The sequence below is a fragment of the Bacillus haimaensis genome (assembly GCF_048270625.1).
Lineage (GTDB): Bacteria > Bacillota > Bacilli > Bacillales > Bacillaceae_I > Sutcliffiella_A > Sutcliffiella_A haimaensis.
In genome coordinates this window covers 2,378,039-2,391,312 of the sequence record NZ_CP158164.1, presented here as the reverse complement: position 1 = coordinate 2,391,312, position 13,274 = coordinate 2,378,039, and the positions used below count along the sequence as shown (strand labels likewise).

The following is a 13,274-nucleotide window of genomic DNA, read 5'->3' as shown; positions in this document are numbered from 1 at the left end:
AGGTGCCAAAGAAGTTTCAGGTTTCACCTTTTTTAGTGTTTTTTCTGATTCATAGCACTATGTTTGGGGTGGGGGCACTAGGCTTCCAGCGGATCATTGCAATGACTGCCGGATATGATGCCTGGATAGGGATAATAATATTTGGGTTATACACGAACTTCATCATCTATTTCATCTATAAAATTTGTGAAAAGAGTAACGGGGATTTAGCAAGTGCCCACCGATTGGCTTTTGGGAAATGGATTGGTAACCTTTTCAATATATTTTTTGTGGTTTACTTTATTTTCACAACAGTAACTGTATTGAGAACCTATATTGAAGTGATTCAGGTTTGGCTGTTTCAGGATTTGCATACATGGATTTTTTCCTTGTTCTTCCTTATGCTCGTCTATTACATTATTTCCGGAGGTTTCAGGGTGATTACCGGAATCGCCTTCCTGGGAGTTGTCCTTCCCTCCTATCTGGTATTAACGCTTATTCTTCCATTGGAATATGCCAATTTCAGGAATCTGCTGCCGGTATTCGATCACTCAATAAAAGACATTCTGATTTCCGGAAAGGATATGACCTTAAGTATGCTGGGGTTTGAAACCCTGCTCATTTTCTATCCGTTTATAAGCAATCCTGAAAAATCAAAAAAATGGGCACATCTCGGGGTTTTTGCGACATCAATCCTTTACCTTTTCCTTACTGTAGTGACTTTTGCCTATTTTAGTGAAGGCAAACTGGAGAAAAATATATGGGCTACACTTTCCATCTGGAAAATCATTGAGCTGCCATTTGTTGAGCGAATGGAGTATATAGGTATTGCCAACTGGTGTCTGATCATACTTCCCAACGTCTGTATTTTTCTTTGGTGCTCCAGTCGTCTGGCTAAACGAGTCTTCCATACCAAGCACAGAATCACCCTCATCATCATCACAATATTAGTTTTTTGTGTGATGCAATTGTTTGAAGATAGGAAACTCATCAATGATTTAAATAACTATTTGGGGCAGATCGGATTCTACATGGGGTATATCTATATCCCCGTCCTTTTTGCCATAGTATCTTTTGCAAGTTGGAGAAAGGAGAGGAAAGCAAATGCTTCTGCGTAAATGTAGTATTTTCACATTCTGCATGCTTCTCCTTACAGGCTGCTTGGAAAAGGAAATTGTAGATGATGTCAATATTGAGACTGTGGAGGGGTTTGATCTTGTTTCAGGTGATGATGTAATGGGGACTTTCCTCATTCCGATATATCAGGCGGACAAATCGATATCAAATGAAACATTTTCTGCTGTAGCAAATTTGAATAGAAATCTATTAAGTGAGCTACAGAAAAAATCCTCAGCACCCATTGTAAACGGTAGTTTGGAGGTAGTGCTTTTTAACAAGGACTTAGCTGAAAAAGGAATCTTAAAACTAGTCGATGCACTACAAAGGGATGCTAGTATAGGAACCGGTCTATATCTGTCAATTGTGGATGGTCAGGTTAAGGAAATATTAGAAGGGAATTATGGAACAGAGGGAACAGGGAGTTATTTAGCCAACCTCATCAAACATAATATAGAACGCCGTGATGTCCCAACCACAAATTTACATGTTTTTCTGTCCGACTATTATCAAAAAGGGAAGGATCCGAATCTTCCTTATATTAAATTGGTCGATGGAAAAGTTATGATTGTCGGAGCGGTCGTGATTAAAGGGGGAAAGCTCACAACTATCGTCCCAAATAAACAGCTCTTCTATTTTAAATTCCTTGTGGATGAATATACAGATGGAGTACTTTCAATTAAACTGCCCAACAAAGAGGAATACGTTGCTTTAAGAAGTATCAAAACAAAAAGAAAGGTTAAGGTGAAATGGAAAAATGGTGAACCCCAATTTCATGTTCACCTTAAAATGGATGGGGTTGTCAGAGAGTATTCGGGTGGAAAGGTGGACCCTAAAAAGATTGAAGAGTTCCAGAAAGCTTTCGAAGAGGATTTAGAAAAGAAATCAACCGAATTGATCGCTTCCTTTCAAAAGGAAAATGTCGATCCTGTCGGCTTTGGTTATGAAGCCAAATCACGAAAAAGAGGTTTTGATTTCAAAAAATGGGAAGAGCAGTATCCAAATGTAAAAATTAAAATAACGTCCGAAGTGAGAATAATCGGAACTGGTATTACGGAATAAGGAAAAATCAAGGTTCAGCAGAATATAATAGAGAAAGCCACTCAACCGAGGGAGAGAGGGAAATGCCGCAAAAAGTCTTGTTATTCTGTGATCCGGGCATCGATGATTCATTGGCAATCATCTATGGAATATTAAGTGAGAAGATTGAACTGGTCGGAATAGTGACCAGCTATGGCAATGTCAATCAAGAACAGGCCTCTCAGAACGTCGCTTATTTATTGGAATTGGCAAACAGAAATAATGTGGTTCTAATCGGTGGAGCAAAGGGGCCGTTGTCTGGGGAGTTTACACCATTTTATCCGGAAATTCACGGGGAGGAAGGGCTTGGTCCAATCCGTCCACCAGCCACCATTAAAGGGGAACTGCTTAACTTTGATACGATATTTAAAATAATTGAAGAGTATGGAAAGGAACTGCTCATTGTCGATGTAGGGAGAAGTACATCGCTCGCCCTGGCATTTAATCTGGCCGGGGATGAAATTATGAATTCCGTCAAGGGATATTATTTGATGGGAGGGGCTTTTCTCGTGCCGGGAAATGTAACAGCAGGGGCAGAGGCAAACTTTTATGGTGACCAGCTTGCTTCGGCTATTGTAACGAGCAAAGTGAAGAATGGGGTAGTCTATCCTCTGAACGTGACAAATGATGCAATCATTACACCGGAAATCATCAATAATATTGTGGCAACCGAAAATAATCCATACCAGCCTCTGATGAAATCCATTTTCGATTATTATTTCGAAGCATATCAGAAACTTGTCCCAGGTATTGAAGGAAGTCCTCTACATGATGTCCTTACCTTATTTGCCATTTCCACTCCAGAGGCCTTTAAATATGTGGAGCGGAAAATTTTTATCGGGACAGGAGAGAATGACCTGCGAGGGGTAAGCATTGCCGACTTCAGACCAAAGCCTGATATTAAACCCGGGGAGAACAAGGTCGCAATCGCCATGGAAGTTGACACACAGCCTTTTATTGAAGATTTCATTCAAGTGATGACCAATAAACTGCCAAACTCAGAATAATAGTTTATTAGATATTTTGAAGAGGTTACCATTTATTCAATATATGGAAATTTTATGGTTCTAAGGTATTGCTATTATACGTATAAATAGGTGTAGATTACTAGCGTAAACAGGAATGGGGGACGGGGAATGGGAATCAGATTAATAAAGATTTCAGCGGTATATTTTTTGATTGGTGTTGGAATCGGGTATTATATGTCAACGGCACACGATTACAGTCTTACACCTGTACATGTTCACATCAATCTCCTGGGCTGGAGCTCCTTGACGCTTGCGGGTATCATTTATCATTTATTCCCTTCAGTCGGAAAAACAAAGCTTGCACTCAGCCACTTTTGGCTGCATAACATCGGCTTGCCTTTAATGATGATCGGTTTGGCATTTGCAGTTCACGGTAATGACTCCTACTTGATCGCAACGATCATCGGGGCCAATTTAACTACTCTAGGTGTGCTATTATTTGTAATTAATATACTGAAGAATCTTAAACAGCCTGTAGAAGAGCAATAGGAAAAAAGAGGGAGGGTGAACAGCAATGAGCGATGCCTGCTGCACATCCTCCTTTTTATTCCTATTTTCAGATAATTATATATTTCTTTATTCATAGATTTGATATGATAAGTATAGATGCTCTTGGAAAAGGAAGTGATAGCATGACACAGCATGAAGAGGAGATAAGCTCGACATTGGTCACGAAATCCTCCCTGATAGATGATTTAAGGAAACTTGGAATAAAAGAGGGACAAACCTTGCTTGTCCATTCTTCCCTGAGCAAAATCGGCTGGGTATGCGGGGCACAGGTAGCAGTCATTCAGGCATTGCAGGAAGTGCTGACCGATAAGGGGACTCTGGTGATGCCGACGCACACCGGAGATAATAGTGATCCCAGCGAGTGGCAACATCCTCCAGTGCCCTCTGAATGGTGGGAGACGATAAAAGTGGAGACACCAGCTTTTGACCCGGACATAACTCCTACCTATAAAATGGGTGTAGTACCGGAGTCGTTCCGCAGTTTTCCAAATGTTGTTCGCAGCAATCATCCGACGCTTTCTTTTGCTGCGTGGGGACAGCATAAACATTTTGTAACTGATGGTCATGGACTTGACGAAGGCTTAGGGGAGCATTCCCCATTGGCGAGAATCTATGACTTGAAAGGGAGTGTCCTTTTACTTGGAGTGGACTATGAAAACAATACCTCCATGCATCTTGCGGAACACCGGCAACCTGAAAAGACGCTTATAAAAGCGGGGAGTGCCATCATGGAAGATGGGGCAAAAGTCTGGAAGGAATATCACACAATAGCCTATCAGGACGAAGTATTCAATGAAATTGGCAAAAAGTTCGAATTGAAATTCGAGGTCAAACAAGGTTATATAGGAAAAGCTTTTTCACGGTTGATGGACCAGAAGGAGCTAGTGGATTATACATATGAATATTTTTTAAATTTATCAACCTCTAAGGAGTAGAAGCATGTCATTTCAACAATGTTTAACCTGTAAGGAAAACGTAAGATATTCGACAAAACTGACATCGATTTTCTTTGGTTATCGTCCCATAACCTGCAAAGCATGTGGAACGGTCCATGAAGTGGACGAGCGATATCGATTTTTATTTTCCTTGTATACAGTCATGATCCCGGTCATTCTGGTCTATATCATAACTGCAATTTTTAGCATCGAATCAAGGTTGGTTCAGGTTTTATTGGTATTACTTCTTGCGAGTGGCAGTGTTTTTTATGCCGGTACCAGAATAAGCTATTATAAAAGCAAGGTCCAGCCAACTAAAAAGAGAAGCAGAAACGAAGTATAAGGGGGAAAAGAATGGAATCTATCTTTTATGCTGTAGTAGCTGTCATTATCCTTTACATCCCAATGTTCTATCGGTTAAATCGAACTATTAGAAAGCTAGAAGACAGGATGGTTGATTTGGAAACGAAATGGGAAACTAGAAAAGTTGTTCCGCTGCAAAAAAAGAAGTAGTGGGACAATATAAACGAAAACGAGAGGACCTCCAAGTGGGGACCCTCTCGTTTTTTGGTTTTTATACCTGATTTAATACCCAAATTAAAAATGTTGCAACAATAGCTAGTGAAAGTGCATGAAGAACGAATGAACTGATAAATTCCTTTGCTAGTACTAAATAATGAAACTGACTTCTAGATTTGTTGCGAACAATTCTTCTTCCTCTTGTATCCATCACTTCACTCCTAAACACATGAAGAAATTAGTAATTTTATTATACAAAATATTCTAATAAATGATAAGCGATTATAGAGAAATTTGTAAAAAAAACTAAATTTATGTACATCCTTGTCAGCGCCTGATGACTAGAGCAGACGTAATTGTTTTATCGGCATAATAATTTTTATGTTTAGGGATCATGTCGAAAAAAATTAAGGAGAAAACCTATTGACGGTCGAGTTTGACTTAGTGTACTATCTAACTAGAACACGGTGTATGATTACATTAGTACACTAGTATTTTTGGGAGGGATTATGATGAATGCTGCATTCAGGGGGTTGTTAAGGAAGGAATGGTTGATTTCCAGGCAGACTTTTCTGCTTACTACACTGGGACTGCTAAGTGCGTGGCTGATATCACTTGGCTTTTCCATCTATCACGAGCAACCTGGAATCGGGCTTGTGGTGACTACAATGATACTTGGAGGGCATATTTTTTATATCGCTGTCTTTTTGATCAGCGGATTGATCATGGAGGGGAAAACCCAGCTGTGGCTGCACTCGCCTCAATCAGCCTTTAAAATCCTGTTAAGCAAAGTAGTAACTGGATTGTACTTGCATCTTGCCAGCTTCTGTATCTTTATCCTGGCAATTATTATACTATTTGAAGCCTTTCCGAGGCTAGAAGATTTCAACTACCTCTCTTTATTTATCTCCGGGGGATTTGGGATAACAGCAATCGGGGTCGAATTGGGCCTTTATCTGCTTTTTTACTGGGCTTTCTATCACGCAACAGGTACACACCCGGTTCTTGGCAAGTATAAAGTGTTTATTACTATTTCATTTGCTTTTCTCTTACATTCCCTTCTTGCTTACCTCGGAGACACTTCATTTGTAAATTTTATTTCAGGTCTATGGCCGCTGCCATTTGATCATATTGTTGGTCTTTATTTTGAAGTGGCGGATGGGGGAGGAACCATTAATCCTGACAGTAATCCTCTGACAGTTGGCTATCTAATTCTGTATTTCTTCAGAATTTCGATTTGGTATTCAATTTCTGCTTGGCTCTTGGAGAAGGTGGTGGAAGTGAAATGAGTAATAAATATGATGCGGATAAACCGATTTATCTGCAGATCATCGACCGGATAAGCAGGGAAATCGTCCGTGGGGACATTAAGCCTGGAGATAAATTACCATCTGTCCGGGAAATGGCGATTCAATCTGGGGTCAATCCAAATACGATTCAACGAACCTATAGTGAATTGGAGAGGATAGAGGTCGTGGAAACAAAAAGGGGACAGGGAACGTTTGTGACAGAGAATCTGGGGATGGTGGTGCAATTGAAGAAATCGATGCAGGCGAGTGTTGTAGAGAACTTTGTCAAAAGTATGAGAGAAATAGGTGTTGTGGAAACGGAAATCATCAACAGTGTGGAAGAATTCTTATCCAAGGGGGAAGGGAAGCATGATTAGATTTGATAAAGTCACAAAAAGGTTCGGCAAGGATTATGCGGTGAAGGACGGAAACCTTGTTTTGGAACAGGGAAAAATAATCGGTCTCCTCGGACCAAATGGCAGTGGAAAATCAACAAGCCTGAAGTTGATGGCAGGACTCGTGAAACCGAATAATGGGGAGGTAACCGTCAATGGTGAAGTAGCCACACGAAGAGTAGCAAAGACCGTTGCCTATCTGACAGAACTCGATTTCTATTATGAACCGTTTACTGTAGATGACATGATCTGGTATTATGCTTCCCAGTTTGAAGACTTCCGGATGGATAAAGCAAAAGAGCTGCTGCTATTCATGAAATTGGAACCGGGAAAGAAAATCAAACAACTCTCCAAAGGTAACAGGGGAAGATTAAAGCTTGTTCTGGCACTTGCACGGGAAGCGGAATATATTTTACTGGATGAGCCTTTTTCAGGCCTCGATCCGATGGTAAGGGACTCGATTGTAAAAGGGCTTCTGACTTATGTGGATTTCGGAAAACAGACAATCATCATTGCTACACATGAAATCGATGAGATCGAACCGCTGCTTGATGAAGTTATTTTAATGAAAAATGGAAACTTTTTGGCCAAGGAAAACGTAGAACAGATTAGGGAAGTGGAAGGACTGTCTGTAAAGGAATGGATGATCCGTTCGTTTGAGGAGAAACTGGGATGATGCGAATGAAGGGATTGTTACGGAAGGATTGGAAGCTTGCTAAGAAATCCTTCCTGCAAAATGTTGCGGCGATATTTGTGGCTTGGACTTTTGGCATCGGTCTTGCACTCTATTATAATGAACCCACAATAGCAACCGGGATCGGAATGTTCCTACTGTTAACTCACTTATTGTATATCGGTGTAGGGTTACCCATCCTTATCCATCAAGAGACAAAAAGCATGCAATGGCTTCATAATCCAAGTCCTGCATTTGCTTTACTAACGAGTAAATCCCTTGTATCCTTGTTATCTTTATTTTTATCGCTATCCTTTACGTTTATTCTAGTCTCCCTATCTAATACTTTAATGGAGACCCCTGTATGGATGGATGGTGAACAATGGTGGGAGTTGGCCTTTCTATTTGGAGGAATTACGCTTGTGAGCGTCTACCTTGGTTTTTGGGGGTTGTTTATCTGGGTGATGCTGGTCAGTGTCAGGACAAAAAGTGGCCTGGGAAAATTAAGTCAGATTCTTATTGGTTTATCCATTTTTCCGCTTTTCCATGTACATCAGTGGTCAGACGAAACGAAGCTATATACACACATTTCTGAAATCGGAGTATTACCAATGCCGACTTTTGGATCGCAATTTGAAAATGAAACAATTACTTTTGGAATGACAATGGGAGAGGTATCACTTGGGCTTATAGGCTTTTATGCCATGATTTGCGCAGTATTGTTTTTCTTAACAGCCTCATGGATGGAAAAGAAAATGGAAATGTAATGCTAGGAGGAAAAGTGATGAACGAAATAGCAGTAAAGCTTACAAATGTCAGCAAAGAAATTAAGGGGAAAAAGATTATCAAGGATGTTTCCTTTGAAGTGTACAAAGGGGAAGTGTTCGGCTTCCTAGGACCAAACGGAGCAGGTAAAACCACTACCATTCGTATGATGGTGGGACTGATGAGCATAACTTCAGGTGATATTTTCATAGAAGGTGCCAGCATAAAAACCGATTATGAGAAAGCGGTCAGCCATGTAGGTGCAATCGTCGAAAACCCTGAAATGTACAAATTTTTGACGGGCTATCAGAACCTGATGCAGTATGCACGCATGGTACCTGGAATAACCGAAGCGCGCTTAGCGGAAGTGATTGAACTGGTGGGTTTGACGGATCGGATTAAAGAAAAGGTGAAAACTTATTCACTCGGTATGAGGCAGCGCTTAGGGATTGCACAGGCCTTGCTGAATAAGCCCAAGGTGTTGATTTTGGATGAACCGACAAATGGCCTGGATCCTGCTGGAATCAGGGAAATACGTGATTACCTGCGAAAACTCGCACGTGAGGAGCAAATGGCCATTGTGGTTTCAAGCCATCTGTTGTCGGAAATGGAATTGATGTGTGACCGGATCGGCATCATCCAGCAGGGAGAACTGCTGGATATCCAAAGCGTCCGTGACTTTATCCAGGATGGGGTTTCTTCCTATCAATTTAAAGTTGCACAGATGGATGCGGCCCAGGGAATCCTAGAATCAGCCGGTTTGGCAGTAACAGAGGTGGAAGGCACCCTACAGGTGGTCCTTGAAAAAGAAAAAGTGCCGGAAATAGTTGCAAGTATGGTTGAGAACAAGATTGCAATTTTTGAAGTAAAAGAAGTGACAAAAACCCTCGAAGACAAGTTCCTGGAAAAAACGTCACAGAAGCGAGGTGCTTAGTATGATAAATCTGGTAAAAAATGAACTGATAAAATGGTTCCGCCGTCCAAGTTTTTATGTTATGAGCATCATTCTAATCGGTCTATCCGTTATCGGGGTAGTATTCACAATCATGATGGGTTCCATGATGGATGATCCAAATCAAGGCCAAGGACGACAGCTTGGCTGGAAGGAACAGCTTCAACAGGATAACGAGAATTTTAAAATGACGATGGAAAGCGAGTCCGACCGTGACCACGGATACTTGGAGCGCCAATATGCAATAAATGAGTACCGCATTCAGAATGATTTGGAGCCTACAAATGAAAATTCCGTGTGGACATACATTAACGACAATCTAGGATTAACAAGCATCATCACACTATTCGTGGTCATTATTGCAGGCGGCACCATCGCCAGTGAATTTACCTGGGGCACCATCAAGCTCCTCATGATCCGCCCTATTAAAAGAAGCAGAATCCTAATAGCAAAATACCTGTCAGTTCTGGTATTTATGGTCATCTTTTTCCTCATTTTCTTTGGAACATCCTTTATCGCCGGAGCCATCGCATTCGGAATGAAAAGCGCGCCGGAGCTACTATATGTGAGCGGGGATGTGTTCGAGCTTCATCCGTTGGTCTATATATTGGTTAAGCTACTCTTAAGTTCACTTGGAGTTATAATGTTTGCCACAATCGCCTTCATGATCTCCAGTGTATTCCGTAACAACTCACTGGCAATTGGTATCTCGCTCTTCCTGCTATTTACAGGTGCACAGATCACCCAATTGGTCGGAATGAAATTCGAGTGGGCGAAGTATTCGCCATTCGCCAACACCAACTTCAACGCTTTAATCGACGGCATGCCAATCGTTGCGGGAACCACATTCTGGTTTTCGGTAGTGATGTACCTTCTGTATTTTGTATTGCTGCATGTGATCAGTTTCTTTACATTTGTGAAGAGGGATATTGCAGCATAGGGTTATATGGAAAACCACCTTTCTTCGTTTTGGGGAGAGGTGGTTTTTTTTGTGCGCGAGCCCACAACCTTTCTACCTCCTATTTCGTTTATACCTATGTATCGATACAAAAAACAAAAGAATAGGTGAATGATAGCGATGATAAAAGTGAGCAGGCTTTCCCATGATTTTATTGTGGGGAAGAAAAATAAAGAGACACGAGTATCAGTCCTGAAAAATGTGGATTTGTCCATCTATGAGGGAGAGATTGTTTCCATTGTGGGAAAAAGCGGTTCAGGCAAGTCGACGCTGCTGAACCTGATGAGCGGGTTTATGAAGCCGACGTCCGGAACGATTGAAATTGCAGGAACGGATGTGACGAAGCTGACGGAAGCGGAATGGTCCGATTTCCGGCTGAAGAATATCGGTTTCATTTTTCAGAGCTTTCAGCTGATTCCCAGTATGAGTGCGTTTAGCAATGTGGAATTGCCACTGAAAATAAAGGGAATCTCGAATAACGAGAGAAGAACTCGTGTGTTAGAGGTATTAGACCGGGTCGGATTGAAGGGATTCGAGGAATACTATCCTAGTGAACTGTCAGGCGGTCAGCAGCAGAGAGTAGGTATTGCCAGAGCGTTGATTACAAGGCCAGGTATCATTTTTGCGGATGAGCCTACCGGAAGCTTGGACAGTGAAACAGAGCTTGAATTTCTGCATTTCATTCAAGAGTTAAATACAAAGGAAGGCATCACTTTTGTCATTATTACGCATGACAAAGATGTTGCAAGTGTTGCGCACCGTACGATAGAGCTGACAGAGGGCAGTGTGATGGAAAGAGGAGAAATCTATGAAGTTCAAAGATAAATTTCAATTTGTAAGGGAAAATATGAAAAAGAATCGAAGCCGTGTATTCATGACGATTCTCGCAACTGCGATGGGATGTGCCTTTTTAATGGTGCTGGCTTCTGTCGGGTTTGGCTTGCAGGAAACGATCATTAAGGATGTCACCCAAAACGGTGTGGTAACCGAGGTCGAGGTAAGCGGAAAAAGTAACGGAGATAATCCTGAGACAAGCGCAAGACTTTCCCAAAGCGATATTGAATACTTTGAAGAAATGGAAAATGTTCAAACTGTTGTTCGCCGGAAACAACTAGATAACTGGGAATCCTTTTATACGTTGGAGGACTTTGCAAGTCATGCCGAAACAAGGGTAGTACATTATCCATCAGAGAAAAAAGCTGGATTTTCCTTGTCAGAAGGACGCATGCCTGAATCTCCGAATGAGGTGGTGGTCGGGTATCATCTAAAAGAGACGTTTGGCAAGGAGGTGGACGGTCAGTATCAGGAATACCAGGATGATATGATTGGAAAAGAGATAACTTTGTCTATTCCGCAGTTTTTCGATGAGAAAAAAGAGACGAAGGAATTCAAGCTTACGATTGTCGGGGTTGCTGCAGAGCCTGTCAATAAAAACAGCTACCAGAATTTTGTCAATATAACAGAAGAGAAAATGAAGGAAATTGAAGATTTTACAGGAACTGCATATGGCGCTTTGTTAGATCCATCCATGCCTGAAGAGGCGATTGAGAACTTGAAAAGTCAGGAATCCTCCTATTCTTATCTTGGTGTATATGCAACTGACATGGAACATGTACAAGGGATACTGGATAATGCGAGAGCGGATGGGTATTATGCGTACTCTCCAATTGAGCAGCTGAAGGAAATCAATCTATTGTTTGCGGTTTTGAAAGTTGGCCTATTGTTTGTGGGTACCATTGCCGTCATCATCGCTTCTATCGGAATTTTTAATACGATGAGCATGGCAGTTACAGAACGGACGCAGGATATCGGAATCATGAAAGCGATTGGGGGAAGCCCGAAAATGATCAAGAGTCTGTTCCTGATGGAAAGCGCCTATATTGGAATCATCGGAGCACTGATTGGGACCGCTGCCTCCTACTTGATCAGTTATGGCGTTAATCTTGCATTGCCACATGTCATTAAGATGGTGTTCAACGAAGAGATGGGAACAGAGGTTATGCTCTCGTATATACCATGGTCGCTGACTGCAATCTGTGTAGGAATCAGTTTGATCGTTGCCATTCTATCAGGCCTGAAACCTGCGGCGAAGGCTACAAGAATAGATGTATTAAAAGCTTTACGTAGAGATATTTAACACAAGCTACTGCCTTTCATTGTATAGGCAGTTTTTTTATGGCCTGAAGGTGGTATAGAGGAAGAACAGGATTTACCTTGTACAACACCTAATAAAGCAGGTGATAAAGATGGAACTGTTGAACGTTTCCTATATGAAAAAAGGGAGAATAATTGGTTTCTTTGATAAGTTCCCCCATTCGAATGTGCTTTTCTCCCGAGTGAAAAAATATTATTTTGTTTCCACAGTCTACTGGGATGAGAGGGATGAGGTCGTGACACGTGCCGATCTGAAAAAAATGGAGCTGCTCTTGAACAGTTATTTTGGGACGGAATCTAACTATAAAAACCGCAAAGCATGGTCAGAATGAGTTACAAAAAATAGGTCAATGCCTTAGACTCTTTTGTCTTCCAAAGAGGGGGTAAGGAACTGACCTATTTTTCATGTCGGTTTGACTACCATCAGCAGGAAAATCAAGAAGCCCAGGAATGAAACGAACATATAGAGATTACTGAGGGCATTCAAGCTTAACACATATTTAAGAGGCAATTGGGTGGAGGCGCGATTATCCGGATGAAGCAGCCACTGTTGCAGTTCATACAGTCTTGGTGAAATAAAGCCGATAACAAGAACCTGAATGGCAAGGTAAAGCAGAAGGGGTGCAAAAAGCCAGAACTGGAGAATGGAACCATAGTCCCCGAATATCACGAGCAGGATACCTGTGATGACAGCGATTGTTCCACCGATTTTTGGGAAATAATCCAGTTTGTGCTGCAGAAGTATGTTATGTCGCAGGTCAGTGATGGTTTGATGTTTTCGCAATAGAATATTTCCGAAAAATGTGGGGCCAATTCCAATTATTGCAACCAAGACATGAAACCATACCAACCATTTCATAGGCATCCCCCCAATAGATTATTACTACAATATATGAGAGAATGGGCGGTTTCATGTGCTGG

At 41.4% G+C, this 13,274-nt stretch carries 18 protein-coding genes; 16 read left to right on the top strand and 2 right to left on the bottom strand.

The genetic code is table 11. The features are described 5' to 3' along the window. The first annotated feature begins 2 nt into the window (after positions 1-2). The 7 genes from ABN702_RS12140 to ABN702_RS12110 all read left to right on the top strand — a co-directional run bounded on the left by ABN702_RS12140 (position 3) and on the right by ABN702_RS12110 (position 5,161). Positions 3-1,097 (top strand): GerAB/ArcD/ProY family transporter, encoded by a 1,095-nt coding sequence (locus ABN702_RS12140; RefSeq protein WP_417900890.1) that lies wholly within the window; start codon positions 3-5, stop codon positions 1,095-1,097. Then, positions 1,084-2,157, top strand: coding sequence for a Ger(x)C family spore germination protein (locus tag ABN702_RS12135; RefSeq protein ID WP_417897115.1), 1,074 nt, complete (start codon positions 1,084-1,086; stop codon positions 2,155-2,157). The genes ABN702_RS12140 and ABN702_RS12135 overlap by 14 nt, the downstream gene beginning before the upstream one ends. Before the next feature lie 62 nt (positions 2,158-2,219). Then, positions 2,220-3,182, top strand: a complete 963-nt coding sequence (locus ABN702_RS12130; RefSeq protein ID WP_417897114.1) for a nucleoside hydrolase — start codon at positions 2,220-2,222, stop codon at positions 3,180-3,182. 129 nt (positions 3,183-3,311) lie between these two features. Then, entirely contained in the window at positions 3,312-3,692 is a 381-nt protein-coding gene (locus tag ABN702_RS12125; RefSeq protein ID WP_417897113.1) for a cytochrome-c oxidase, read from the top strand. A gap of 143 nt (positions 3,693-3,835) precedes the next feature. Beyond that, positions 3,836-4,648, top strand: coding sequence for an aminoglycoside N(3)-acetyltransferase (locus ABN702_RS12120; protein WP_417897112.1), 813 nt, complete (start codon positions 3,836-3,838; stop codon positions 4,646-4,648). A 4-nt stretch (positions 4,649-4,652) separates the two neighbouring features. Next, on the top strand, positions 4,653-4,991 hold the full coding sequence (locus ABN702_RS12115) for a TIGR04104 family putative zinc finger protein (protein WP_417897111.1): 339 nt from the start codon (positions 4,653-4,655) through the stop codon (positions 4,989-4,991). Positions 4,992-5,002: 11 nt separating this feature from the next. Further along, complete coding sequence (locus ABN702_RS12110; RefSeq protein WP_417897110.1) at positions 5,003-5,161, top strand: hypothetical protein; 159 nt, start codon at positions 5,003-5,005, stop codon at positions 5,159-5,161. Positions 5,162-5,222: 61 nt separating this feature from the next. Here ABN702_RS12110 and ABN702_RS12105 read toward each other — a convergent pair whose 3' ends face one another. Next, positions 5,223-5,378, bottom strand: a complete 156-nt coding sequence (locus tag ABN702_RS12105; RefSeq protein ID WP_204418275.1) for a hypothetical protein — start codon at positions 5,376-5,378, stop codon at positions 5,223-5,225. Between the two features lie 298 nt (positions 5,379-5,676). On the opposite strand from ABN702_RS12105, the gene ABN702_RS12100 reads away from it, so the two are divergent. From ABN702_RS12100 to ABN702_RS12060, 9 genes are all read left to right on the top strand, one after another. After that, entirely contained in the window at positions 5,677-6,456 is a 780-nt protein-coding gene (locus ABN702_RS12100) for a hypothetical protein (RefSeq protein WP_417897109.1), read from the top strand. Continuing rightward, positions 6,453-6,833: a GntR family transcriptional regulator gene (locus tag ABN702_RS12095; protein ID WP_417897108.1), complete on the top strand. Its 381-nt coding sequence runs from the start codon at positions 6,453-6,455 to the stop codon at positions 6,831-6,833. Before ABN702_RS12100 ends, ABN702_RS12095 begins: the two co-directional genes overlap by 4 nt. Continuing rightward, a complete protein-coding gene (locus ABN702_RS12090; protein ID WP_417897107.1) occupies positions 6,826-7,527 on the top strand; it encodes an ABC transporter ATP-binding protein in 702 nt (233 codons plus the stop codon). The genes ABN702_RS12095 and ABN702_RS12090 overlap by 8 nt, the downstream gene beginning before the upstream one ends. Continuing rightward, positions 7,524-8,291 (top strand): hypothetical protein, encoded by a 768-nt coding sequence (locus ABN702_RS12085; protein WP_417897106.1) that lies wholly within the window; start codon positions 7,524-7,526, stop codon positions 8,289-8,291. The genes ABN702_RS12090 and ABN702_RS12085 overlap by 4 nt, the downstream gene beginning before the upstream one ends. Positions 8,292-8,308: 17 nt before the next feature. Further along, positions 8,309-9,223: an ABC transporter ATP-binding protein gene (locus tag ABN702_RS12080; protein WP_417897105.1), complete on the top strand. Its 915-nt coding sequence runs from the start codon at positions 8,309-8,311 to the stop codon at positions 9,221-9,223. A gap of 1 nt (position 9,224) precedes the next feature. Next, entirely contained in the window at positions 9,225-10,181 is a 957-nt protein-coding gene (locus tag ABN702_RS12075) for an ABC transporter permease (protein ID WP_417897104.1), read from the top strand. Between the two features lie 138 nt (positions 10,182-10,319). Continuing rightward, complete coding sequence (locus ABN702_RS12070) at positions 10,320-11,024, top strand: ABC transporter ATP-binding protein (protein ID WP_417897103.1); 705 nt, start codon at positions 10,320-10,322, stop codon at positions 11,022-11,024. Continuing rightward, positions 11,008-12,336, top strand: coding sequence for an ABC transporter permease (locus tag ABN702_RS12065; protein WP_417897102.1), 1,329 nt, complete (start codon positions 11,008-11,010; stop codon positions 12,334-12,336). The genes ABN702_RS12070 and ABN702_RS12065 overlap by 17 nt, the downstream gene beginning before the upstream one ends. Before the next feature lie 109 nt (positions 12,337-12,445). Further along, positions 12,446-12,685 (top strand): hypothetical protein, encoded by a 240-nt coding sequence (locus ABN702_RS12060; protein WP_417897101.1) that lies wholly within the window; start codon positions 12,446-12,448, stop codon positions 12,683-12,685. 71 nt (positions 12,686-12,756) lie between these two features. On the opposite strand, the gene ABN702_RS12055 is transcribed toward ABN702_RS12060, so the two are convergent. Next, positions 12,757-13,212: a DUF2269 family protein gene (locus ABN702_RS12055; RefSeq protein WP_417897100.1), complete on the bottom strand. Its 456-nt coding sequence runs from the start codon at positions 13,210-13,212 to the stop codon at positions 12,757-12,759. Between the last annotated feature and the right edge of the window lie 62 nt (positions 13,213-13,274).

Excerpts from the sequence above, each read along its gene's own strand:
- ABN702_RS12105 (WP_204418275.1), bottom strand. The coding sequence starts at position 5,378 with ATGGATACAAGAGGAAGAAGAATTGTTCGCAACAAATCTAGAAGTCAG.
- ABN702_RS12085 (WP_417897106.1), top strand. The coding sequence starts at position 7,524 with ATGATGCGAATGAAGGGATTGTTACGGAAGGATTGGAAGCTTGCTAAG.
- ABN702_RS12080 (WP_417897105.1), top strand. The coding sequence starts at position 8,309 with ATGAACGAAATAGCAGTAAAGCTTACAAATGTCAGCAAAGAAATTAAG.
- ABN702_RS12125 (WP_417897113.1), top strand. The coding sequence starts at position 3,312 with ATGGGAATCAGATTAATAAAGATTTCAGCGGTATATTTTTTGATTGGT.
- ABN702_RS12120 (WP_417897112.1), top strand. The coding sequence starts at position 3,836 with ATGACACAGCATGAAGAGGAGATAAGCTCGACATTGGTCACGAAATCC.
- ABN702_RS12060 (WP_417897101.1), top strand. The coding sequence starts at position 12,446 with ATGGAACTGTTGAACGTTTCCTATATGAAAAAAGGGAGAATAATTGGT.
- ABN702_RS12110 (WP_417897110.1), top strand. The coding sequence starts at position 5,003 with ATGGAATCTATCTTTTATGCTGTAGTAGCTGTCATTATCCTTTACATC.
- ABN702_RS12115 (WP_417897111.1), top strand. The coding sequence starts at position 4,653 with ATGTCATTTCAACAATGTTTAACCTGTAAGGAAAACGTAAGATATTCG.
- ABN702_RS12130 (WP_417897114.1), top strand. The coding sequence starts at position 2,220 with ATGCCGCAAAAAGTCTTGTTATTCTGTGATCCGGGCATCGATGATTCA.
- ABN702_RS12055 (WP_417897100.1), bottom strand. The coding sequence starts at position 13,212 with ATGAAATGGTTGGTATGGTTTCATGTCTTGGTTGCAATAATTGGAATT.
- ABN702_RS12095 (WP_417897108.1), top strand. The coding sequence starts at position 6,453 with ATGAGTAATAAATATGATGCGGATAAACCGATTTATCTGCAGATCATC.
- ABN702_RS12065 (WP_417897102.1), top strand. The coding sequence starts at position 11,008 with ATGAAGTTCAAAGATAAATTTCAATTTGTAAGGGAAAATATGAAAAAG.
- ABN702_RS12100 (WP_417897109.1), top strand. The coding sequence starts at position 5,677 with ATGATGAATGCTGCATTCAGGGGGTTGTTAAGGAAGGAATGGTTGATT.
- ABN702_RS12135 (WP_417897115.1), top strand. The coding sequence starts at position 1,084 with ATGCTTCTGCGTAAATGTAGTATTTTCACATTCTGCATGCTTCTCCTT.
- ABN702_RS12070 (WP_417897103.1), top strand. The coding sequence starts at position 10,320 with ATGATAAAAGTGAGCAGGCTTTCCCATGATTTTATTGTGGGGAAGAAA.
- ABN702_RS12090 (WP_417897107.1), top strand. The coding sequence starts at position 6,826 with ATGATTAGATTTGATAAAGTCACAAAAAGGTTCGGCAAGGATTATGCG.
- ABN702_RS12075 (WP_417897104.1), top strand. The coding sequence starts at position 9,225 with ATGATAAATCTGGTAAAAAATGAACTGATAAAATGGTTCCGCCGTCCA.